Below are 21,339 nucleotides of genomic sequence, written 5' to 3' on the forward strand. Positions count from 1 at the left end.
CAGAAAATTGGGTTATTCAGCCGATTTCTCAAATTTGAACGATCCTGACCTCACATCACTGACCCAGCGGCTGAACATCTCTATACCGGCTGCCATCCGTGCTCCGTGTCTCATGAAAAATGCCTCTTCGTCAGAAGGGGTCTTGGGAGGAACTGATCGGTACGACTCAAGTGCTGCTGTACCGTCGTAGTCAGTGGCAGAGAACCTGATGTAGAAGTCATCGTATCCTGCCATCATCGCTTCGCCGGTGACGGTGGCGATGTGGTACGGGTGCTGTATCATGGCAGGAGCAAGATCATTAGAATATTGGATCCCGGCAGCCCGGATTTCAGCAATCATGACATTGAGATCCACCATGAAGGAGAACCCACCTTCAGGAATGATCGTCCTGACTCCCTCTATCGCTGCACACCGGGCTGCTAGCCGGGTGGTCATGATCCGGTGAATCTCACGGGTATCATGCAGGTACGCATCCATCGCAGGATTCGGAAGGTAGGCGGGTATCGCAGCCTGCTGAACCGGTGTTACTGCAGCAGTATACACAGTCGCAAGAACCTTGATCAACTCATCCTTGAGAGCCTGATCGGAACCTTCAGGAAGGATACAGGTACCGATGCGAAGACCGCCTGCTGACCTGTCCATCGAGAGGCCGTTCAGGACAAATGTCCCTTCCGGATAGATAGAACCCATACTTACAAACTTTGAGAGATCATAGGTAAGAAGACTGTACGCCTCATTTGCAAGGATCAGCGTATTAGACTCACGACAGATTGCTGCGATCTCCTTCAGATCTTTCTCAGTGTAAAGGTTCCCGGTCGGATAACCCGGGTTGTTCAGGATCAGAAGATGCTGGGATTTGACCAGACCCTTTAGCATGGCAGCAAGCTGGGTCGGGCGTATCTTGTACTGTGCGGCATAATGGCCATACAACCGGTAATACGGCTTGTTGAGAATTCTAAGTTGCGGCAGATAACCCAGCCATCCGGGTGAAGGCACGATGACTGACCCGGCAAGAATGGTAAAGATCGGGAGGACCAGCCCTTTTACACCATGCCCTATGATGATCCGGTCTGCATCCGCAGTTATATTGTAGTTACGTGCATAAAATCCGCTAACGGCCTCCCTGAGTTCAGGAAGTCCGGCAGGATCGGCAAGTGTTCCGGGACATGATTTACCTGATATCTCAACCCTGATATCATCAGGAACCGGGAATGGGGATTCTGCTCTCCCAAAAGAGAAAAAGTCTTCACAACATGCGACTGACTGGCAGACATGCTTCTGCCCTGCGACCAACTGACTGAACCTCAGTGTATCTGGCTGCTGAATCCGGTCCACCCGTGCATCGATCATAATCCCTGCCGTTTTTACCACCTTGGTGAGAATATCGGAGGAGGGGTCATATATCTTTTGGGTTCACCTTCTGGATTCAGGTCACAGACCATGACAGACATCCGGATCCATGACCTGAAGAGATAATGGTATTAGGATTATTCTGTAACCCTGGACTCCTTAACCATTGATCTGACCCGTTCGATAACCTCAAGTCTGCCGCGGTATTCTCCTTCGATCTGCTCTTCGATCTGATCGAGGATGCTGTCAACAGTCCGGGAGAGTGTATACACCTTGACAGGCCGGCCTTTCTTTTCAGTTATAAGACTGGTGACCTGTGCCCACTTCCGGTCAATCAGCTGGTTTATGGCAATGCTCACTTCAGGTTGCCTGAGATCCACGATCCGTTCGATCTCCCGTGAGGTGAGATCATACCCCTTGAACAGTACGACAAGGACTCGTGCCTCATTATTTTTCAACCCCACATCGGTTAAAATCCTTGAAATTTCCAGATCATTCTCTGAAAACTGTAAACTCATATTCAGATCCATCCATACCCCCTGTTATATCCTAAATTTTATGTTGTTATTATTATATCGGACACTCAATCAACAGAAGGATATAAAATTATCTGATATATCTACACATGAGTGAACCACTTGGTTCACCGTAGTTTTTTTCAGGTAGATTCAGGGGGTTTATCTTTTTTTGAACGATGTATCAGACGATGATGATCTAAACGTTCAGATTTTGTTTCTGATTGCAATTCTTTACCATGAATGGTGCTTGAAATTTTTTTCTCTCTTATGAACGCTTTACTCTCAATAGCGCGGGAGGTCCTTGCGCAGGGGGTTGGCGTATATAGAAAACAAGGGACAGAAGCACAGAAAAGCCACACGAAAAATAGAATGTGGACCCTGATTAGGAGGAACTTCCAAATGCGATGCCATAAAGTACCGGATGGTCACTATCAAGACCCAGGGCGGTTCCCACCTTTTCAGAATCAAACCCTGAGAACGGTACACCTGAGAGATGCAGAGATGTAAGTTCAAGCAGAAAATTTTGTGCGATATGTCCAGCTTCCAGGTACATACTCTGGTTCGCCATATCATTACCGAACTTCTGGTAAGGAGTATAGTTCCCACTCATGACGATACAGGCCGGGGCAGATGCCACACTCTTCTGTCCGAGTACATCGACCAGGTTCTGTTCTCCTGGTGCATCCAACTCCCTGACAAGCTGGTGTTCTGTGGCATGGTAAGCATAGACACCGGGAGGGATGTCAGTGCCACGGCTTATTGCCACATGAAGGGTTATTGGGTATATCTTCTGTCCAGATGGAGCCGTACGCTTCCCGGTCTGTGGGTCAGTGATCCCCTGTGCAGCCCAGAGAAGGTTGGAAATCTCCTGTGCAGATATTGAGGTATTCTGGTACTCTCTGACCGACCGGCGATCCGAAAGGGCATCATCAAGAGTTATTAATTGAGAGTGGTCAGGCATCGGGAGATTTATTACCACCTGATCTGCCCCGGAAACGGTGGTTTCTTGAGTCACGGAGATCTGTCCCTGATCTGAAGGCGTTTCCTGAGCCCATACACAGGAGTAGATAATAAAAAGAGCAATTAATCCGGTTATTGCACCCAAAATAACAATGCGGGCCTGTTTTTCTACCATGTCATCTCACCATAGAACGTGAATCAAATGGTAAAATCTGACAACCTGTATCAGATAAATAATATACAACCGGATTGTTGTAGATTATACAACTAATATTTAGACAGGAAACTGACAAAGACAGGTTACAAAAAAAGGAGAAAATTTACTGCTTGTTTGCAGTTGAGTTCAGTGATGCAGTTACGTTAGAGACGGCGGTTGTATTTGCTGCCTGAGTTGCAGTTGCATTTACTGCTTTTGTAGGGGCTGGGGTAATTGTTACTTTTGCCTCAACAGGGGTTGTGTTTGCCTTGGTCTCGGTGGTGTTTGCCTTTACAGTTGCCACAGGTGCAACGGTCTCCTTAGCCTCGGTAGTGTTTGCCTTTACAGTTGCTACAGGTGTAACGGTTGCCTTGGCTTCAGTTGTGTTTGCCTTTACAGTTGCAGTTGGTGCGACTGCTGCCTGTCCAATCGTTGCAAAGGTTACGTTTGCTGCCTTTGGAGCAATTGATACAGATACAGGAGTGATTGTTGCAAATGAAACATTGACCGCGGGAATAGTTTTAAAGGAAGGGGACATCTTGGTGACATCTGAAACAGTGGAGCCCGTTGAATTTGCAGCAGATTCTGCAAGACCCATGGGGATCACGAACATGAACAGAGACATCACTAGTACTACCCTGATTAAGCGTTCCATATTCTTTAATCGTGATATAGAGTAATAATAATAGCGGCTGGTCCCGCAAATCCATGAGGTTTTTTCAATTTATCTCCGACTTTTCTGATGAGTGCGAACGGGTCGTTACTTTGTATTCATCTTATAGAGGCCGTCCAACGAAGGCCCTATTATTTAAATAGGTCATAAAATTTCTCGACTCTCCACTCTTTTTTCATTTCGTTAATTGCCGTGGGACCGATTTCGGCACCATTATATACTATTGAAACTGGCCTCTATGCTCGTTGGCTCAAACGAAAAAAGGACATTACATGGGACTGTAAATCCAACAAATAGTGTTTCAATCAGTACATTACTTGGAAAAATGGATCTTACCCAGATTGAAATTGAATTGCACAACCATCTCAATTACAGCCAAACTCGAAAATGGTTATATTCACCAATATTATTATTCAAACTCTTGATTGTCCATTCCTTTCGAAAACAATCCTATCGAAAATTCATCAAATCACTAACACTTGAAGATTGCATTGCTCTTGGAATTCCTGAAATAGAGCCCGGAAAATATCATATTCCCTCTGCAAGTAATTTACATGATTTTGCTTACAATCGTTTGCGATTAGACGGCTTTAAGAAGATCATGTACCTAAACGGAGCCATTGCATGTCAATCTATTCAGAATGGTCACGGAATGGTTGATTCAACCCCTATTGAAGCCTCAAGGTATGATAAATATGCAGAATATAATCCCCATTACGCTTGCAGGATGCACAAATATCACATATTTCATTTAAACAACTTTCCACTTTATGGAATATTTTCTGAAGGTAATGCTCATGATTCCCCATATGCAATCCCATTAGCTGAAATTGTTGGTACGATGAATCCAAGCATGATCAAAGTTCAACTTGATGGTGGCTATGATTCCTTCATGATTTATGCGAGATACTGGAGAATTTTCAGAATTCAACCACTAATCGATCCAAGCAAGAACGCAATTTTGAACATAGAGGGGACAATTGAGAGAATTGATCATTGGGTAAATAAAATGTGGAAGAAAGGGGGAGACATTCGAGATTCTATTGAGGAAAAAATGCTATTTCTCACGAATAATGGAAGGGAGAAACAGGTCGGGATGTATCTTCGCAATCAGAACTTACTTAATCCAAATTTCAGAGTTGAATACAAATCAAGGGCAGATTGTGAAAGAACTCATTCACACATGAAACGAATGTTTAATTTCAGTGTAAAATGGATTCAGAAAAGATCTGAAGAATTTTACATGACATTGAATCTCATTTCATATCAGTTTGTATTACTTGCAAATTTAGTAAAAAACCAAGGAAAGGGTCAGGGTCTATCAAAATATTACTGAAAAAATAAAATGCAGATGTCCCATTAAGTAGCGAATGCTATCGAGTTTTTAGTTCTTCTTCGTCTATCAACTGTAATTTTGAGTAGTTTGGATGTTGATTCCCATCCTTTGCAGTGCGTGTATCTATCATTCTATTGTAAAAATTGGTAGTTCGACAAAAAGCGAATTATTTGATTGACAATCTGTCCAATCTACATCTTTTCATTGGACAGCCTCTTATACGAGCCACGAAGGGCTAAGAAGTTTTATGCCTAGTAAGGATTGAACCCGGAAGGGATCACAGCATCGATTGCTTCATTCCACCCATTGAGGAAAGTTCAGAGCCCCTTTATCTGATACCCAGTTATAGGTTTTTGCTATCTTGGTGAGAGTAATTATCTTGTTCCGGTGCTGTTCAGGGACCTGCTTCACCTTGTATGGAGGAATATCAGTAAATGGTGCCCAGACCTCGTCACGATATTCCTGGGGGATGAACTCGGTACCGTCTGCACTATAGGCAAAGCCCAGGTAACTGAATGGGTTCGGGCCAAGTGGTTTACCCCTGCCATCCCGTCCTTCTATGCCATTGATGTGAATCCCGAGGAGTTTATTCCCTTTCCTCATACTCCTGAATATCTCGTATTTGACCCATCGCTGATCATAGGTGTTGGTGCCGATCAGGACAACAGATGCTGAAGAGGCCTGAATCTGCGTATCAATCAGTTTCTTTATCGAATCATCCCCTCCTCTGGCAGCAGCTTCCCAGATGAAGGGAGAAAAGTATCCACCATGATCCTCATGAGTCATCTTGTGAGATCTAACAACATTGATCCTGAGATCGTTCATGTCCTGAGTCCCGATACAAAAAAATACTTTTTTAGGCATGAAGTAAAACCCCAAATATTTGGTTATATTCATACTCAAGATAGATAACATCTTCTTTTTGATAAAATAATTGAAAATTTATATTATTCAAATGATTTGATTATTCGATGTAAGCGCATGTACATTATTTAAATTTACATGATTCATTACGAATAATTTGTAATTGCGGTGACGAATACTGCACAGCAAATATTTATTTATTCGTATTGCCATCTACCTGCTATGCCCCACCATGTTGCTAAGTCACAGGAAAGTTTTTCAGGAGCAGGGTTTAGTCAGGCCTCCCAGATCGCTGTTGGCCTGATGATCATTACCTTATTTGTATTAGCTGGGTATATCGGGACTCCAAGAGAGACCATTGGAAGTTCTGTGGTTTCATCAGAGGTGGACACAGGACCTAACCTGATTGGCTCTCATAGTGGACAGGGACCGTTGCAGATAACAATGGGTACTGATTTTACGAAACCTGATTACCAGTTCATCAGAAAGCTCAAAGGGATATAACTACCTTCATTTTTGATGGTGCCTTCTGAAACAACCTGACCCAGCGTTCTGATCCTAACCAGAAGACCATCGATTACTTTCAGATTTACTTTTTTTCTTAATTTCGTTGTAATTTCGATTCAACCATTCAATCAGTTTCAAACTGTGGGTATGATAATAATGAATCTGATCTTGTTTTCGCCTTCAACCTTTTTTACATGGAATGACACCAGAGCGACATACGGTCCATAACAACCCAGAGGTGGCTGTTTCAGAGATTATTCCAAATACATATTGAGTTGAATGGAGCATTATCCGTTCTTCGCTGTTACCCCTCTCTTCCCGGCATACCCGGTACCTGAGAATCCATCACCCGCACAAAAACGCTGGATCATTGTCCAGGGTAATGAAGATTATTTCCTTAAAAACAAGGAATCAGGCACCGTTCTCATGCATGAGCCGTTCCCAGCAAGCCTGATGACAGAAGAACAGGCGTACCTTGGTACCAGGGATGACCTCATCTTCTACGCAGTCAGGATCTCCGACGGAGTTACCCTCCCGGACGGCTGGCTGGCAATTGTCACCGGTCAGGGAACTCTCAGGAAAGGTTCCAGAGAGCGATATGGCCATTGCCTCATATGCTGTCCAAATCCTTGACTTTTATCGCTCGACTGCCTTCTGTGGGGTATATGGAACCAAAACAAACCCGGTAGCGACAGAACGGGCTCGAATATGCCCTTCCTGCAGCCGAATCGTCTACCCGAGAATATCCCCTGCCATCATTATTCTTATCAAAATGGGTGATGAGATCCTGCTGGCCCACTCCCCTCGGTTTCCATCAGGATTCTACTCGGTCATCGTCGGATTCAATGAACCTGGTGAAAACCTCGAACAGACAGTCCGCCGAGAAGTCAGTGAAGAAGTCGGCATTATGGTCCAGAATATCAGGTACTTCGGGAGCGAGCCATGGCCCTTTCCAGACTCCTTTATGATCGGTTTTGTTGCAGATTATGCCGAAGGGGAGATCAGTGTAGACAAGCAGGAGATTGACAATGCTGGATGGTTTACCAGAGATAACCAGTTCAGGTCCCTTCAAAAGAGAGTATTTCCCGGGCACTGATAGAGGCCTGGATAAAGAGAGAGATCTGATACAAATGCACGGATAGCCGGTTGCATGGTCCATGACAGGTATGAGCCAGAGGGATGTAAGGGATAACATGTCATCACAGACCGATTTCAAGTGGCAGATGAGCACCGACGGACCTGAAACCTATGAACGGTATATCGTGACAACGTGGATGATCGACCAGACACATGACCTCATCAACGCCGGAGGTATCGGCCCGCATAAGCGGGTGCTGGATGTTGCCTGCGGTACTGGCATCGTGGGCAGAACAGGAACAGACCTTGTCGGGCCGGATGGCAGGCTTGTCTGTGTTGATCTCAACAGGGGAATGCTCCGGGTTGCAACCAGGTGTGCAGCAGAAGAGGGTGTGACTGACATCAGGTGGTGCCAGGGTGACATATCAAGGATGCCTTTCTCTTCAGGAGACTTTGACACAGTTATCTGCCAGCAAGGACTTCAATTCTTCCCTGAAAAGGTGTCTTCATTAAAGGAGATGAGAAGAGTCCTTTCACCTGAGGGAACACTTGTAATCAACGTCCTGGGGTCGAGCGGAAAAAAGCCCGCACGTGGTTGCCATATGCGATACATTTGCCGAGTATCTGGGTGAAGACTCGACCACCATCTTCCAGGTTGCCTGTTCGCTTTCCAATTCCCGTATGCTGAAGAAGTTTGTGGGAGAATGCGGGGTTTCGCAGCATTGATATTAGAATTGATGTGAAAGTTGCCCGTCACCCATCACTTGCCGAACTCCTTCCTGTATATTTCTCAATTTTTTCGGTTGCTGCACAGATATCAGCGATGTCAGGTGAGGAACAGACCCGGATGTTCTGTACTATAGAAAAAAGACTTGCGCCCTGGCTGGAAGACGGTGGCCTTGCAGTGCCAACAGAAAACTGTATCCTGACAGCAGTGAACAGGTGAAAATCACCAGGAAAATGATAACCGCTGTCGGCATTACATCATTGAACAATCCTGAATAGCTCAAAACTGCAGGGACATTTTATGAGGGAAAAAAACTAATAAACTCCCCAGACAAAGAGCGAGATGACGGTATGCCAACAAGTAAGAAAGAGCTGGGTAAGCTGAACAGAGCAAAGAAGGAAAAGGCAGAAGAACTCGCGAAGTTAGTAGCTGAAGGCAGTCAGGCCGCCAAGAAGAAACTCAAAAAACTCGAGAAGAAGATCAAGTAACCAACTTTTGTTATTCCTTTTTTCGTCATGCTTATTTTGAATACATCTTCCCCCGATGGGAGGGCTATCACCAATATCATCTCTCCCGGCTGGGAGGCAGAATATCAGTTCAGGAAAAAGATAAGTAGTCCGGCATATTGCCGGGAGATTCATGAGTTATTGCACATCTACAGTACCAGATTTGTAATATGCTCTGTCTTTGATGTATTTACTGCCTGAGTACGTCTTACTCGAGATGTAAGCCGATGTACCCGGCTTTATGGCAAGTTCTGACCTGCTAACCGGGGAGCCCTGCATTGAATCGACCATCCATCGTCCATCGAGAGTTGTTGCGTTATCATCAGAAAGGTCGATTGTCCATTTTGATGCCCCATCAATCCGGGAAACAGATGTTGATTTGTCTGATCTTCCAGCGGTGATGTTGCCACTTACCCCGGTCTGGAAGTCTGAATTACTGGAGAAAATTCCTCCCTGAACATTCCTGTTTACTGTTACCCCTGATAACTGATAACCTTCATATATAAGTCCAGTATTGCCTACAAATTCACCAAGCAGCCATCCGTTCATGGTGGCAGGGATTGCAGATTTATTCGTTCCAGACTGTGGTGTAGAGGCTTGAGTTGATCCCCACACATACCCGGTTGCTGACATTGGATCATGCTTGTTTGTTGTGGGTGATATCCGGTAATCAAGATTGCCTGCTGTTGCCTCTGTTTCCCCATACGCTCCATGGAGTTTGTTGAAAAAAATCGCCTCTCCAAGATGATCAAAAGAGGTGACATCAGTTCCTCTTACCTGTTCATATGATCCATTTCCAGGCATATTCATGTTTCCTGGAGGCCATTGTTCTCCATAAGTATTCACAGTAATTGCTTTTCCAGATCCACCTGCCATATTGTGATAACTGTATGATTCATTGTTGTAACTGATCGCGTATCCAGAATATTTTTTCAGCCCTCCATGAGATACGGAGGCAAAATCACCTGCATACTGATCATAGCAGAAAATACTAGGGAATTCACGTACGTAATTAGTATCCGGGCTCCACTCTAGACCCGGAACTTCGTTGGTAGATAACTCAGAGCAATTTCGATAGATCTCATGGTATGACCGACAGAGATGATCGATTGATCCGGTTTCATTGCTTCCGGTAATTATTGCTAGTGTTCCATCTTCCCCTGTTTCCGTACTTATTCTGATAGTACCTGAATACCTGCCTGCATCATTCCAGTCAGTATCTTGCAGACCAGCTCCTGCATACGCAATAAATCTGTCTTTGCTGATTGAATGGCCCTGCAGAAGTATCTGGTCTGCATTTTGTACCTGCACAAGAGCCGAGGCGTAACAGTCATTCGTGGCATTACTACCCTGAATCGTGTAACTCCAGCTGGTTGCATCTGTTCCCTTGATGATCAATTGAGCAAACGAATATTCACCAGCAGAGTTGTTGAATTCTACCAGTTTAGTCAGGTTCCCGGTCCCATTGATGTATGATGCCTTCTGACTCATCAGATCAAGGGGTTGTGGAATTGTCATGGCTTCATGAAACATCGGCTTTACAGGGAGTCCAACCTCCATGGCAGCCTGTGAAGAATTAAACGAGATGTTACTTTCATGAAGTTCAGCTATCACTCCCTGTGCCATACAAAGAGTTACAATCAGAATAAATCCGAGAACATACCTTCGTGTATCCATACCCAGCACCGACAAGTATTTTTATTAATTGCTGAGTATAAAAAATGTTCCAATAAATAAGAGAGTTGAGGCAATTTGAATTCATAGATGCATGAAAACCAGCAGGTATATTCCCTGTTTTTATAACAGTACATATTCTGCCCGTTTTTTTACTCTGTCATATCAGCCCTGCCCGGCTGGCCGACCTCTGATAAGGTAATATTCCAGTACTGCATCCCAAGCATCTCAATATCTTCCCTGCTCTCGTGACAGACCAAGGCCGGTGTCTGATGAACCATGTTCATGATGATATCATTCCCCGGATCTGGCGTGAAGGAGATGTCAACATCGTTCTGAATTGTGTACCGGTAGGGATCCATGTTTCCAAAGTAGTAGTCCTTAAACTTTTCACGATCTGCATCGCTCTTGTCAAATGCCCAGTCTGCACTCTCTGCAATCGTGACATCGGCGGGAATCCAGCCATAACCTGGGAGATAGAACTCGGCCCAGAAATGAGGTCCTGCGAGGCCGGGAGCTAACTGATATCCGCCTGCTGACCGTGCCGGGATTCCTGCAGCCCGGCAGAGTGCGGCAAAGAGCATACTCTGGGTACCACAGTCACCAAACCCAGTATCAAACATATACGTTGATTCAGGAGTCTGCGACCCTACCAGGTAGGTATGAGGTACAGTGCTGTATGGATAGGTCCTGATAATGTAATCATAGATCAGCCTTGCCTTACGATACGGATTCTGCTCATCGCCAATAATTGATCTGCTGATATTCTTTATTCCAGGATTAACCTCGATATTTGGCTGTGTTTGTGTGTAATCACGATAGAGATCACTTGAGGTATCATACGGTGCAATAGAATTCTGGTCGATGATAAACCGTCGCTCTGAAGTGGTAAACTCATAATCTGCTGATATGTTGATGAATGGTCCATCCATCTCGCTCAGCGGGATCTCATAATACACCTGACCAAGATCACCGTCAGTTACCGGACCAGAAACGATGTACTGTTCAGGCTGCAGGTTCAGGATCCTGATATCCTTCTGACTGTCGGTCTTTATGGGAAGTGGTACCCAGACCTTCAAAGTTCCGTTTGCAGGCAACAATTCTCTGGGAAGTGAGATTGAACTGTTGGCAATGAATGTATGTGGATTGCCATACCAGCCGTCAAAGGACGTGTTGTTAGTTATCAGTGGGAATACCTCATCGAAGAATGGAGAGTGGTTTGCTTTCCTGGAGATCTCCTGCATGATTGTGGTATTGTGATACGCAGCATTATTTGCGACGTCATAGAAATACCGGGTCTGACCGTCAGACTCAGTCTGGATAGACTCACCAGGTTTCAGGATATTGGATCGCTCCGCCTCTGAAAGTTCCGAAAGACCCTGTGCAAGAACTTCTTCAGCCTGGGTTCTGTTTAGCATCATCTCAATCAGTATCCATGAGGCACGATTTCTCATCCCGAAAGCCTTTCGTGCATTATCGGCATCTCCCCGTAGATCATAGACGAGCATCGACTGATTAAACAGATCACCAGCATGCTCATAGGAACCGTTGAGATATGCATTAATTCCGGCAGCATAGAGTTCATCTGCAGAGGTATTGTCTGCTGTACAGGCACCTGTTAAAAGCAGGAGTACTCCGAAAGCAAATAAAACGACTCTCATAACCTGAAAAGAGAACGCCATGAATCTAAAAAAGGTTGCTGGGAAAATAACTCTATTGAGGAGAGAAAGATTTTCGTTGCAATGTGGAGTTAAGATGGTAATATATCCACCAGTCATATCCCAGGAACACACTATGCAAGTCTTTCATTCATTTCTTTTACCCTAAATCCTCCCATCCTCTGCGGGTATTATACGCCGATAGTGAGCCGAGATTACCCCACATCGTAAAATATTTCTTGAGCATACCGATGGATTTAGCATAGATATCGTAGAGTCTGAAGAGTAAGCATTGAAAGAATAGAAATAACTCCCTTGATACAATTATCTCTGATTATCAGATGCCGATGATAGACGGGATAGAAGCTCTGATATTCGACAGTTTGAGTGGATAGCGTGTATGTGTATGCTATCATGTAGATGATTCAGGCCGATAATTTATTTCATGCCAATCTTCAATTTATGGCTTTTTGGACTATTTCGTCTCGAGATTTCAGGAAGGTGAGAGTAAATCGGAAATTAGGATAGATATTCCAAAAGGGTTACAACTCCAATGTCAGAATCTTAATCAAGGATCACTCTCTTTCTCTCAATAAAATGCGAATATTTGATGTAAAACCTCTTCTTTATTACTTCGACAAGGACCAGAAATCCAATCACCAGCCCAGCAAGTACTACAAAGAATGAAACGGAGGCTGCATGATACCAAAGATACTACCAATGACGGTGAATGGCAATATACACGAAACAGCCACGATAAGCAATGTGCTTATTATGAGGGGTATACTTGGTTTACTCATATAAAATGGAACAATCCTCGTTCGTATCACAAAAAAATCAGGGTCTAGGTACATACCGACTCGATAAACCAGGCTGTTTGAAAAAGGGAAGGATCAGCGTTAAAGACAAAGAGAAGAATGCCAAACGTGAGAATATCAAACAGAGAACTAATCGGACCAAAAACATAGTAAATTTTTGATAAACTCAATATCCCATTTTTTCGGAGAGGCGATATATGACAGATCTACATTATCAGTTGGAATTGCTGACTCAGATATATCATAGAGGAGATTATTACGCAGTATCTGAATCGGGAGCATCGGAAGAATTACTGATACATTTGAAATGGCTGCGAAAAGTTATGAGAAAATCCCAAATCCGAGGACCATTAACCTGGATTGATAAGATATCCACCCAATTTTTCTATCAGGATAAAAAAAGCACCAGGATTCGAATAAGTGACTGAATCCATCGAACGGGAAAAGTCGAATATTATTCCAGACAAAGTCTTGACATAAAAATAATCTGCGCCAATTGCGGCGTAATCGTATATTTACTCATTATAAAGATTACTACCGTAAAGACTCAATACCTACCATTATAGATCGGTTCTCCCTGAACAGTTGCATCTGGACAACAGGGATAGTTTCGAGTTAAATGAATGGCACTTCCGTAGATTACCGCCTCTTTCAAAGACTGATCCAACCGGTTCCTTTCAAACCCGTTGTATTCATTTCCTCTGTGTAAGGCAACAACTCCGCACGAACTTTGGTGATGCTGTATCTGTCTTGATCCCATCATTTCTCTCCAGAGATTTCCAGAGGGGAAAAGGATGGTAAATAGATTCGGCTATGATACAATTATTGAAACAAAACGTGGAAATATGTATCAAAAAACAGGTAGGATGAAAAATATCGGTATAAACTAAGAAAAGCATTAAATAATGATCTGGGTGAATTCATGCGATTCTAACTCGAGAATAACCAGTATCTATCATCATTGATTACCGGGCTTGGTTATCTACATGTCATATTTACTTTGAAAATCTGATTCTCCCAGAACATTCCCATCTGCTTTCTAAAGAGAAGGGACTCAATGCCGTACATCCTTCTACATCGTGGTCTCAAAATATTTCAAGGCTACAGGAATGTGCTGCTTAACTTCTTCGAAGAAATACTTGACGATTTCCGGTTTAGAATCAGAGATAGACCCATTTATTGTGCAAACAAGCCAGTTTGGCAGTTCAGTATTCTTATCAAGAACATTCATGAGTACAACAATCGTTTCATCAACATCAACCGTAGTTTTCCAGGTATATGGCATACCAAATCATCCTCCATCAGATATCAGTGCAAATGTGTTCAGATGCTAACGATATGACAAACGGCCACCATACAGATATCCATGTAACAGATCGGATGTCTTCTAAATACCCTCCATCACCATGAAATGACTTCCCGGTCAAGCAAACCACTAGAAAATTCCTTAATCCAATATGTGATTATGCTCTTATGAGGCAGTTGGATAAACACCTGAATGGCATATCGTTCTGACTTTGACGTACTCAGTACTCACTCATAATCTGTATCCTGAATCTCAATATTTGAAACAAAATTTGAAATAATCAGATACTTATTCCCCGACAGTGGGCTATTCAATTTGTATCTCATCCCCAGGGAGAGAAAGGAGTTATGATGACACCAGAGCAGAAACACAAAACATTTCCACCAGATGCCCCGCATCTCACAGACTCATTAGAGAGCCAGGACAAGGAACGACATGATGAAGGAGATCGCCATCACCCTATGGATCATCCGCTTCCCCATGCCCCTCACCATCCACAGGGCAAAACAGTCCTTCCTCCCAGGCATGATGCTCATTCACATCTCCATGGAGATGATCTTCCTGAACATACAAACCCTCCAAGTCCAATTAAACCCTCTAAAAAGATGACCAAAAAAGGAACTGAATAACGGCCTCACTTTTTCGATATTTGAAAATTGATTCGTTGTTCTGAATGATACAGATCCACATTACGGTGGCAAATACTTCCAGTTAAGATGATACATTAAGGTATTTCTAGTAGGGAGAGATGTATAATGTGGATTTTATAGGTTACCCCGAGTCCAAAGCACGATTGATACTCATCTCTGATATGTCATTGATATTTCCTATACTAACACTTTTTTCGGGGCAGAACCATGGGACTTCAGGGAGACCTGATTCCGGTTGTTCAGGAAAACCCTGACTATTACCCAAATACACAGTTGAGATTCAACTGAAGTAATCGATCATCCTCTTTATTGGATCTCTTTGGTACTGAGATAATGGAAGAAATGAAGAAGTAATCAAGTAGCTGCATACAATTCCTGTTTCAAAGCAGGCAAAAGATGTATTGTTGCGTTCAATTCTCGGGCTACATTTCTCGTTAAGGTTTGTTGACGGCTTTTCTCCGAGGTGGTGATATCCCGAACATCCCCTATTCGCTGGATATCGAATATCAGGCTCCTGTCACGTTCTGCTGACAATAAGTGATTATAGAAAGTGAATGTATCTTTGGCAATATTACGATCCAATTTGAATATATCCCGCTGATATGTGAAGTAAAGGCCGTTATTTGGGTATAACGGGGTTGCATGAACAAAGATATATTTACCATCCTGATTTTGTAAGAACTCTTGGTTAGTGGTGTTGAGGTATTCCTCAAGCCACGTAATATCGAGATAGAGGCCTTCGGCGATGTCAGCCTTATCCTTGTTTACAGACGTATTCCATAAGTAAAGTGAGTTGACCAGATATCCACTAGCTCCTATGAGAACTCCTAGGATCAGAATGAGGATCTGGGTTCTGGTTTCTATGTTCATATTATTCTCTTCGTATGCAAACGCTTTTTCCCGGGCCCGTTTTCAAAAATTTCACGAATCATGCGTGTTTAAAAATTAGGTAGGTCTTGCATCTATCTCCGGAGGAATCAGCCGTTTGATAAGCATATCCGGAACCTGTTTTGAAGTATGAACAGCCATATCGAAATATGCCCGGTTATCCATGTCACCGCTATAATTAAGGTCAATTTTAAAGATCGTATCCATGAGTATGATTGAACCAAATGTAGTGATCACGGCACGCCATTCTGTTATTTCCCGGTTTATTCCTACTACAAGTTTTTGTTTGTTGCCATCAATATCAGATATCAACTCATTTATGTTCATTACTACTGGTGGCAGGTTCAAAACCAGAGTAAATGATATATTGGAAAATTGTATAAACATTCTCTGAGATTACAAAAATTGTATTATAAGATATAGTAATTTAACAAAACATAATAGTGTTCTTGGTTCTATTTCGATAAATAATCGGAGATTGACCGGCATACAATTCCCGCATATGTTTTTTCCATCATGATATCAAAATTGATACAACATTTGCAATATCTGGCAGAAAAAACATACTTTTGCCTTAAATCTTGGGTAACTCTGAATAGGGACTATTTATATCTCTAGTGACCCCCGTCACTTTATTTTCGGATCAATTATCTAGAGAATGGGTATCTAAATTTTAGTGACGATGGCACTCGTTGATCCCCGCTATACAATTCAGCCCGGATAGGTTTTTCATCAGTTTTTCAATAACGGGTTCTATTTTGGGTGTTTTTTAGTTTGAATACAAATATATTCCACAAGACATATACCCCATGCCTTTATCTCATTCCATATCGAATATCTCTTCAAAAGAAGTAATCCCGACCAATTTTTTTATATGATATAATATTTACGGGATATCTTCGAATTTGATTTCAAGCTCGGGTTCTACCGTACACGATTATTTACCCAATTGAATATTCCGGTGAATTCTATATTTCAGATTGATTCAAATTTTGCAAACGCCAAAAAATGATTTATGTATCACTACCCTATGCAGGTCAGCTCTGATATGTAGGAAAATTTGGAGTTATTATTATCTTATATATCAGATCAGAGAAAGAAGGAGGTATTATGACAGATAATCTTAAAGTGAAAGCCAGCAAAGTAGCAGATGATGCTCGTGTGGCTGCAAATGCAGTAATTGATGATGCAGCGGTCTCTGCCCATAATCTGCATAAAGATGCAAGTGACAAAGCACAACAAGTCTCTGATGATATCAAAATTAGCATTAGCAAATCAGTTGCTGATGCCAAAATTGTAGCTCATCAGGCTGGAGCTCAATTAAAGAAAAAATAAAGAAAATGGGGCTTAAGTTGGTAAAATCAAAAACTACCGCGTAACTTTCCATATGAAATAGATCAACATCTTCTGCAACATTTCATAAAATGATCGATACCAGTAAATTTGAATTCCAGAATTTTGGCCTGAATTTCTTATCTTGCTAGAAACCGAACCTTTTTTTTAAAAACATTTCAATATTCGAACAACACCTTACGGCATCACGAGAGAAATATTCTCAAATATTTACATGATTCTTAGTTAAGAGCGTGTAAATCTATTAATTTTTACATCGATACCATAGAATTTTAAAACTTCTGTGTCATGAACCGTTTTAAATTTTGGGCCCACATTTTCGCTCTTATATCATTGGTATTATTAATAGAATCCGCCAATTCCTCGTCTTATAATTTTCTCAATGGATCCTTATGTCTAATAAATTAAGTTTGCCACATTGATTTCAGACGCTTAATGAGATCATCTACTATCGTGATCCATTTTTCCATAATTTCATCGGGAAACTGTATTGGACAGTTGAGAATAGCTAAAAACCCCCATTTGGTGAACTGTTGTCTATAAAGAGCATAAAAACTACCATTTGTTTTGAGGGGGTAATTAATTATCCTCTGGAGATTATCTGAACGGATCATCTGGGTATTAATGACACTGTTCGCCACTCTATCGAATATCACTGGATATCCCTTTCTCAGCCAGTTGCTTGTCTGTTGATATGACTTCTTGAAGTGGATCTCATCATTGAGATTGCCAGGTTCGATTGTCATCCCAAGGGATATTGATCGGGTCGGAAAGTTCTGTAACGCCAACGGCAATCTGTTTTTTTATCGGGTCGGTGATCCTGGCTGTATCCATACTTTCCAAGCCGGGCCTCATTGACATGAAGGACAATGCTGGTCCAGCCCATGTTGATGTTGGTTGCTCAAAATAGTACCTCGAAAAGAATACATCCTGGATGTCAGAGATGATTTCATCCCGATTAGCACCAAGGATTTCAAGGACACGGTAAAGTGTTCTCTCGCTGAAGGAAGGGAGGAAAATTCGGCAAGCACTTCAGGCCGGTTGATCCAGTCGTAAGATCTCTATATACTGAAGTTATCTGTCAATTTGTAACTGATGAGGGCTCGAAGCAGATTATTGAGATCAATACCCCTCGTCTTGTGTTTCCTGAAAATATCACAAAGTTCAGGACATCATAATGTTTATCTACAAGGAAAATGGTACCGATAGGAAAGGATATATTTTCATTCAGCTCAAGTTCATTGGTTCTTAGTTTTGTTTGCACTTTGGTCGATTCAAACATCATTAAGAACACATTTATTTCTTGTTAGTGGCAAAGTTGGGTTGAAACTGAATTTGCTCTATTCATGATAGCATTTTTTTGCGGTTTTATGTACTCTTGTATGTCCTGTATTATCGGGACTATTGACAGAATTAGACGGGCTATTTGTGAATCAAATATAAAAAACTTGAGGTCCGGGATATTTGTGTAAATTATACCAAAAAAAGGCCACCGAATGGTGATTCCTTTGTTATTCCATTAATTTGAGTTGAATATACTTACAGGTGCAGTTACATCTGATCCAGTGCTCATCATTGAAATCAATTCTGGTTGTTGTGCCATCATTGCGATGATGTCATTCTTGCAATTGTAACTTCGGGCAGTAAGTGTATAAGCTCCGCTTCCATTCGTAGTGATTATCTGGGCATAGTACTTTGATCCAGTGATTGGATAGGTGATGCCAACATATTTACTGGAACTGCTGCTCAAATCAACCCTGGTTGCAGTACAGGAATCATACCGTGGATCACAGTCCTTATAGATGTAAAGCGAGAAGTCTGGCCCGCAATAACTGTTCCTGATTGTCCGAACCTCGTTTGATGACATCATTGACATGGGAATTATGGCATCAAGACATCCTCCGGTAAGGATCCACTCGATATAATTTCTATTACCCATGATCTGATATACATATGTCTTGGACTCTCCAGAATTCAGGTATCCGGTCTTTACATCCGTGGCTTCAGAAGGACAGTTCGTTGCCCTGCAATTTGGGTCTCCATAACATGGATTTGGATTGTAAGGTTCAGGCTGATAACAGTCACTTGAAGCATCTAGTTGGAACGTTCCCGATCCGGAGTATGCATATATGACGACATACCAATTCCCCTGATCCAGGTTCATATTTTTAACCTGATTGAAAGTTAATTCGGCTTTATCATAATGCGATCTGATATAACTTTCAGAGGGCCAGTTCCCTGTTCCACTCCTTATTGCATAGATATCAAAATCAGATCCATATGGACCGTTCAAAGTCAGCTTTGCACCACAATCCACCTGGATCTCATATGTTGCTGCCTGTCCAGTATTCAGATATCCGCTCTTTGACCAGAAATATCCGGAACTTGCCGATCCGGGGGCAACACCAATTGCAATGATTAGCAGAATCAATGCAACATAAAAAATTTCTGAAATAATTCTCATCTTTTCTCCCTTCTGCATTTTAACAATACGTAAGGATTATAATCAATCTTCCGTGATATTGGGATGCTTCTTCAGATGATTTATCTGAAACTAGATCTGTTTTCTACTGCATCCTTTCTTCACCGATGTTCTGTTAAGCCAATAGACTTTTTTTCATCCCAGGGCTGATAAACCAGATCGTACTATGTTACAAGACAGGGGAAGAATGGTTATTATCCCTACTACCCCCTGTCTTGAATTGGAAATTTTAAAGAATCTTTGTAATATTGCAATTTTTGGAACAAATCCTGATAACATCAGAACGATTCTCATGACAACAATATATGTCAAAGAGCCCAGTTGTTAGATTAGTGAAAAGCTTTGTTTTTTCCAAAGTATGACACATTTTTTGGATCCTAACCATAGGTATATGGTCAGCTTCTGCAATCATGCAAGGTACATTCGGATAACCGGACAAGAAGAGATTTGATAATCATGATGTATAAGGAGATGAGAAACAGATGATAAGTCTGATTGGCCTGGCAGTATTTTTTCTTATATTAGCACTGGTCTTTTACATATTAGGTGCACGGGGAATCGCTGGATTTACCATGGAAATTGCTAAAATCCTCGTGATAATCTTTGTTATTGTTGCTCTTGTGTCATTCGTACTAGGTGGCTTTGGGGGCTTTTAACGGTCTACAAAACTGAACCACATGAGAAGAATTCAGTTTAACTCTTTTTTCCTTACATGGGTGGATGAAGTTTCATCGCAATTATTTTACAACAATTGATGTAAGTTTTTTCTGTAATAATGGAAAAATTGTTAATGAAGATTCTTCATTTTATCATTCTCTTTGAGAAAAACCAAATCTCTTATCCATGCCGTATTTCATATCTGTTAAATTATCAAATTTCAAATCAAATTTTAGAATCTACCCGAATAATATTACGTATATGGAGTAATGGAAATTTGTTCTCTTTATATCCTTGACCGATGTGGTTTTATGAAACAACAAGTAGAGAAAAAAAACTCCGGCACTATCCGGATATGCATTATCTTGATGCTTTTCATCATTAGTGCAGGTCTTATTGCAAATGTTAGTGGGGATACAGCCTCTGGTTCATCAGCGATTCAGGGTTCGTCCGCGATATCGGATCCATCTGTAATCTCTGATGCAAATACCATTTCGAGATCATCCACTTACACGAATTATCCTCCTTTCGATCCTGATCTTCAGAATGCATCGAGTATTACTCAATTTGATACTTCAACCTCATACACGGCAATTCCAGAATCATCTGGTAGTTCTACGAGTCAAATGGATGAAGTCATTACAGAAAGTGTACTCATGCTGAATAAGGATCAATCCTCCATTCAAAAGATCAACTTCAAAAATGCAGGCAGGTTACTAGCCACGTCTCTTTCAGGCAGCGGATTTGAACTTTACTCTAAGCAGAGTAAAACGTATCCACTAAATGCGACGAACAGAGATAATTATGGAACCCTTACAAAGGTAACCTCCTCTGCTCCGATATCCTTGGATATCGATGCAGGATCATGGTATTTCACGATTTTCCCAATTGGAGATTCCAGTACCTATGATATTCTTGCAATACAGAAAGGCTCTTCTTCACCATCCAATTCAGGTACCAGCAGCACCTATTCCTCTTTTGTGGAATCTACTCCGAATACTACTCGTTATGCCACAAGTTCCAGTACAGGATATTCTCAATCTTCTTCAGAAGGATTGACTACGGTTGCCTATAGATGACCAGGGGATAGGGTTCATTTCAGATATGGATTATATCTTCTCTTTTTCGATTCATTATTT

23 protein-coding genes are annotated in these 21,339 nt (G+C 42.0%); 11 read left to right on the plus strand and 12 right to left on the minus strand.

Annotated elements, in window-relative coordinates; genetic code table 11:
* Positions 1-12: 12 nt before the first annotated feature.
* The 4 genes from ACHZA2_RS01830 to ACHZA2_RS01845 form a co-directional block, all read right to left on the minus strand.
* The gene (locus ACHZA2_RS01830) at positions 13-1,371 is read right to left on the minus strand and encodes a pyridoxal phosphate-dependent aminotransferase (protein WP_394698458.1); all 1,359 of its coding nucleotides are present in this window, start codon (positions 1,369-1,371) and stop codon (positions 13-15) included.
* A gap of 116 nt (positions 1,372-1,487) precedes the next feature.
* Complete coding sequence (locus tag ACHZA2_RS01835) at positions 1,488-1,814, minus strand: hypothetical protein (protein ID WP_319578282.1); 327 nt, start codon at positions 1,812-1,814, stop codon at positions 1,488-1,490.
* A gap of 436 nt (positions 1,815-2,250) precedes the next feature.
* Positions 2,251-3,003 (minus strand): SagB/ThcOx family dehydrogenase, encoded by a 753-nt coding sequence (locus ACHZA2_RS01840; RefSeq protein WP_319578283.1) that lies wholly within the window; start codon positions 3,001-3,003, stop codon positions 2,251-2,253.
* A 145-nt stretch (positions 3,004-3,148) separates the two neighbouring features.
* On the minus strand, positions 3,149-3,679 hold the full coding sequence (locus ACHZA2_RS01845; RefSeq protein WP_319578284.1) for a hypothetical protein: 531 nt from the start codon (positions 3,677-3,679) through the stop codon (positions 3,149-3,151).
* Between the two features lie 256 nt (positions 3,680-3,935).
* Here ACHZA2_RS01845 and ACHZA2_RS01850 point away from each other — a divergent pair, with 256 nt between their 5' ends.
* Positions 3,936-5,033 (plus strand): transposase, encoded by a 1,098-nt coding sequence (locus tag ACHZA2_RS01850; RefSeq protein ID WP_319578110.1) that lies wholly within the window; start codon positions 3,936-3,938, stop codon positions 5,031-5,033.
* A 294-nt stretch (positions 5,034-5,327) separates the two neighbouring features.
* Here ACHZA2_RS01850 and ACHZA2_RS01855 read toward each other — a convergent pair whose 3' ends face one another.
* Positions 5,328-5,897, minus strand: coding sequence for a TIR domain-containing protein (locus ACHZA2_RS01855; protein WP_319578285.1), 570 nt, complete (start codon positions 5,895-5,897; stop codon positions 5,328-5,330).
* Positions 5,898-6,119: 222 nt separating this feature from the next.
* On the opposite strand from ACHZA2_RS01855, the gene ACHZA2_RS01860 reads away from it, so the two are divergent.
* From ACHZA2_RS01860 to ACHZA2_RS01885, 6 genes are all read left to right on the plus strand, one after another.
* Positions 6,120-6,401, plus strand: coding sequence for a hypothetical protein (locus ACHZA2_RS01860; RefSeq protein WP_319578286.1), 282 nt, complete (start codon positions 6,120-6,122; stop codon positions 6,399-6,401).
* Positions 6,402-6,683: 282 nt separating this feature from the next.
* Complete coding sequence (locus ACHZA2_RS01865) at positions 6,684-7,037, plus strand: hypothetical protein (protein ID WP_319578287.1); 354 nt, start codon at positions 6,684-6,686, stop codon at positions 7,035-7,037.
* A complete protein-coding gene (gene nudC, locus ACHZA2_RS01870; protein ID WP_319578288.1) occupies positions 7,003-7,500 on the plus strand; it encodes an NAD(+) diphosphatase in 498 nt (165 codons plus the stop codon). Before ACHZA2_RS01865 ends, nudC begins: the two co-directional genes overlap by 35 nt.
* A 97-nt stretch (positions 7,501-7,597) precedes the next feature.
* Positions 7,598-8,113, plus strand: coding sequence for a methyltransferase domain-containing protein (locus ACHZA2_RS01875; RefSeq protein ID WP_319578289.1), 516 nt, complete (start codon positions 7,598-7,600; stop codon positions 8,111-8,113).
* A 107-nt stretch (positions 8,114-8,220) separates the two neighbouring features.
* On the plus strand, positions 8,221-8,427 hold the full coding sequence (locus tag ACHZA2_RS01880) for a hypothetical protein (protein WP_319578290.1): 207 nt from the start codon (positions 8,221-8,223) through the stop codon (positions 8,425-8,427).
* 131 nt (positions 8,428-8,558) lie between these two features.
* A complete protein-coding gene (locus tag ACHZA2_RS01885; protein WP_319540468.1) occupies positions 8,559-8,696 on the plus strand; it encodes a hypothetical protein in 138 nt (45 codons plus the stop codon).
* A 156-nt stretch (positions 8,697-8,852) separates the two neighbouring features.
* Here ACHZA2_RS01885 and ACHZA2_RS01890 read toward each other — a convergent pair whose 3' ends face one another.
* From ACHZA2_RS01890 to ACHZA2_RS01900, 3 genes are all read right to left on the minus strand, one after another.
* A complete protein-coding gene (locus ACHZA2_RS01890) occupies positions 8,853-10,391 on the minus strand; it encodes a hypothetical protein (protein WP_319578291.1) in 1,539 nt (512 codons plus the stop codon).
* A gap of 149 nt (positions 10,392-10,540) precedes the next feature.
* A complete protein-coding gene (locus tag ACHZA2_RS01895) occupies positions 10,541-12,049 on the minus strand; it encodes a transglutaminase domain-containing protein (protein WP_319578292.1) in 1,509 nt (502 codons plus the stop codon).
* Between the two features lie 1,887 nt (positions 12,050-13,936).
* On the minus strand, positions 13,937-14,149 hold the full coding sequence (locus tag ACHZA2_RS01900; RefSeq protein WP_319578293.1) for a hypothetical protein: 213 nt from the start codon (positions 14,147-14,149) through the stop codon (positions 13,937-13,939).
* Between the two features lie 368 nt (positions 14,150-14,517).
* Here ACHZA2_RS01900 and ACHZA2_RS01905 point away from each other — a divergent pair, with 368 nt between their 5' ends.
* The gene (locus ACHZA2_RS01905; RefSeq protein WP_319540457.1) at positions 14,518-14,799 is read left to right on the plus strand and encodes a hypothetical protein; all 282 of its coding nucleotides are present in this window, start codon (positions 14,518-14,520) and stop codon (positions 14,797-14,799) included.
* A 375-nt stretch (positions 14,800-15,174) separates the two neighbouring features.
* Here the strand turns inward: ACHZA2_RS01905 and ACHZA2_RS01910 are convergent, their stop codons facing one another.
* Positions 15,175-15,690, minus strand: coding sequence for a hypothetical protein (locus tag ACHZA2_RS01910; RefSeq protein ID WP_319578294.1), 516 nt, complete (start codon positions 15,688-15,690; stop codon positions 15,175-15,177).
* A 75-nt stretch (positions 15,691-15,765) separates the two neighbouring features.
* Positions 15,766-16,035: a hypothetical protein gene (locus ACHZA2_RS01915; protein ID WP_319578295.1), complete on the minus strand. Its 270-nt coding sequence runs from the start codon at positions 16,033-16,035 to the stop codon at positions 15,766-15,768.
* 783 nt (positions 16,036-16,818) lie between these two features.
* Between ACHZA2_RS01915 and ACHZA2_RS01920 the strand changes: the two genes are divergently transcribed.
* Positions 16,819-17,043, plus strand: a complete 225-nt coding sequence (locus tag ACHZA2_RS01920) for a hypothetical protein (protein ID WP_319578296.1) — start codon at positions 16,819-16,821, stop codon at positions 17,041-17,043.
* Between the two features lie 422 nt (positions 17,044-17,465).
* Here the strand turns inward: ACHZA2_RS01920 and ACHZA2_RS01925 are convergent, their stop codons facing one another.
* Together ACHZA2_RS01925 and ACHZA2_RS01930 are read right to left on the minus strand one after the other, a co-directional pair.
* Positions 17,466-17,807 carry a hypothetical protein gene (locus ACHZA2_RS01925; RefSeq protein WP_319578297.1) on the minus strand — a complete coding sequence of 114 codons (342 nt, stop codon included), beginning with the start codon at positions 17,805-17,807 and terminating at the stop codon, positions 17,466-17,468.
* Between the two features lie 773 nt (positions 17,808-18,580).
* On the minus strand, positions 18,581-19,525 hold the full coding sequence (locus ACHZA2_RS01930; RefSeq protein WP_319578298.1) for a hypothetical protein: 945 nt from the start codon (positions 19,523-19,525) through the stop codon (positions 18,581-18,583).
* 500 nt (positions 19,526-20,025) lie between these two features.
* On the opposite strand from ACHZA2_RS01930, the gene ACHZA2_RS01935 reads away from it, so the two are divergent.
* Both ACHZA2_RS01935 and ACHZA2_RS01940 read left to right on the plus strand, forming a co-directional pair.
* Positions 20,026-20,199, plus strand: coding sequence for a DUF1328 domain-containing protein (locus ACHZA2_RS01935; RefSeq protein WP_319578299.1), 174 nt, complete (start codon positions 20,026-20,028; stop codon positions 20,197-20,199).
* A 369-nt stretch (positions 20,200-20,568) separates the two neighbouring features.
* Positions 20,569-21,279 carry a hypothetical protein gene (locus tag ACHZA2_RS01940; protein ID WP_319578300.1) on the plus strand — a complete coding sequence of 237 codons (711 nt, stop codon included), beginning with the start codon at positions 20,569-20,571 and terminating at the stop codon, positions 21,277-21,279.
* Positions 21,280-21,339 lie beyond the last annotated feature (60 nt).

The sequence above is a fragment of the uncultured Methanospirillum sp. genome (genome assembly GCF_963668415.2).
GTDB lineage: Archaea > Halobacteriota > Methanomicrobia > Methanomicrobiales > Methanospirillaceae > Methanospirillum.

Bases quoted from the DNA above. Each gene is read 5' to 3' on its own strand.
- ACHZA2_RS01935 (WP_319578299.1), top strand. From the start codon at position 20,026: ATGATAAGTCTGATTGGCCTGGCAGTATTTTTTCTTATATTAGCACTG.
- ACHZA2_RS01885 (WP_319540468.1), top strand. From the start codon at position 8,559: ATGCCAACAAGTAAGAAAGAGCTGGGTAAGCTGAACAGAGCAAAGAAG.
- nudC (WP_319578288.1), top strand. From the start codon at position 7,003: ATGGCCATTGCCTCATATGCTGTCCAAATCCTTGACTTTTATCGCTCG.
- ACHZA2_RS01940 (WP_319578300.1), top strand. From the start codon at position 20,569: ATGCTTTTCATCATTAGTGCAGGTCTTATTGCAAATGTTAGTGGGGAT.
- ACHZA2_RS01905 (WP_319540457.1), top strand. From the start codon at position 14,518: ATGATGACACCAGAGCAGAAACACAAAACATTTCCACCAGATGCCCCG.
- ACHZA2_RS01860 (WP_319578286.1), top strand. From the start codon at position 6,120: ATGCCCCACCATGTTGCTAAGTCACAGGAAAGTTTTTCAGGAGCAGGG.
- ACHZA2_RS01910 (WP_319578294.1), bottom strand. From the start codon at position 15,690: ATGAACATAGAAACCAGAACCCAGATCCTCATTCTGATCCTAGGAGTT.
- ACHZA2_RS01840 (WP_319578283.1), bottom strand. From the start codon at position 3,003: ATGGTAGAAAAACAGGCCCGCATTGTTATTTTGGGTGCAATAACCGGA.
- ACHZA2_RS01900 (WP_319578293.1), bottom strand. From the start codon at position 14,149: ATGCCATATACCTGGAAAACTACGGTTGATGTTGATGAAACGATTGTT.
- ACHZA2_RS01865 (WP_319578287.1), top strand. From the start codon at position 6,684: ATGGAGCATTATCCGTTCTTCGCTGTTACCCCTCTCTTCCCGGCATAC.
- ACHZA2_RS01875 (WP_319578289.1), top strand. From the start codon at position 7,598: ATGTCATCACAGACCGATTTCAAGTGGCAGATGAGCACCGACGGACCT.
- ACHZA2_RS01855 (WP_319578285.1), bottom strand. From the start codon at position 5,897: ATGCCTAAAAAAGTATTTTTTTGTATCGGGACTCAGGACATGAACGAT.
- ACHZA2_RS01915 (WP_319578295.1), bottom strand. From the start codon at position 16,035: ATGAACATAAATGAGTTGATATCTGATATTGATGGCAACAAACAAAAA.
- ACHZA2_RS01895 (WP_319578292.1), bottom strand. From the start codon at position 12,049: ATGAGAGTCGTTTTATTTGCTTTCGGAGTACTCCTGCTTTTAACAGGT.
- ACHZA2_RS01890 (WP_319578291.1), bottom strand. From the start codon at position 10,391: ATGGATACACGAAGGTATGTTCTCGGATTTATTCTGATTGTAACTCTT.
- ACHZA2_RS01930 (WP_319578298.1), bottom strand. From the start codon at position 19,525: ATGAGAATTATTTCAGAAATTTTTTATGTTGCATTGATTCTGCTAATC.
- ACHZA2_RS01845 (WP_319578284.1), bottom strand. From the start codon at position 3,679: ATGGAACGCTTAATCAGGGTAGTACTAGTGATGTCTCTGTTCATGTTC.
- ACHZA2_RS01850 (WP_319578110.1), top strand. From the start codon at position 3,936: ATGCTCGTTGGCTCAAACGAAAAAAGGACATTACATGGGACTGTAAAT.
- ACHZA2_RS01920 (WP_319578296.1), top strand. From the start codon at position 16,819: ATGACAGATAATCTTAAAGTGAAAGCCAGCAAAGTAGCAGATGATGCT.
- ACHZA2_RS01925 (WP_319578297.1), bottom strand. From the start codon at position 17,807: ATGACAATCGAACCTGGCAATCTCAATGATGAGATCCACTTCAAGAAG.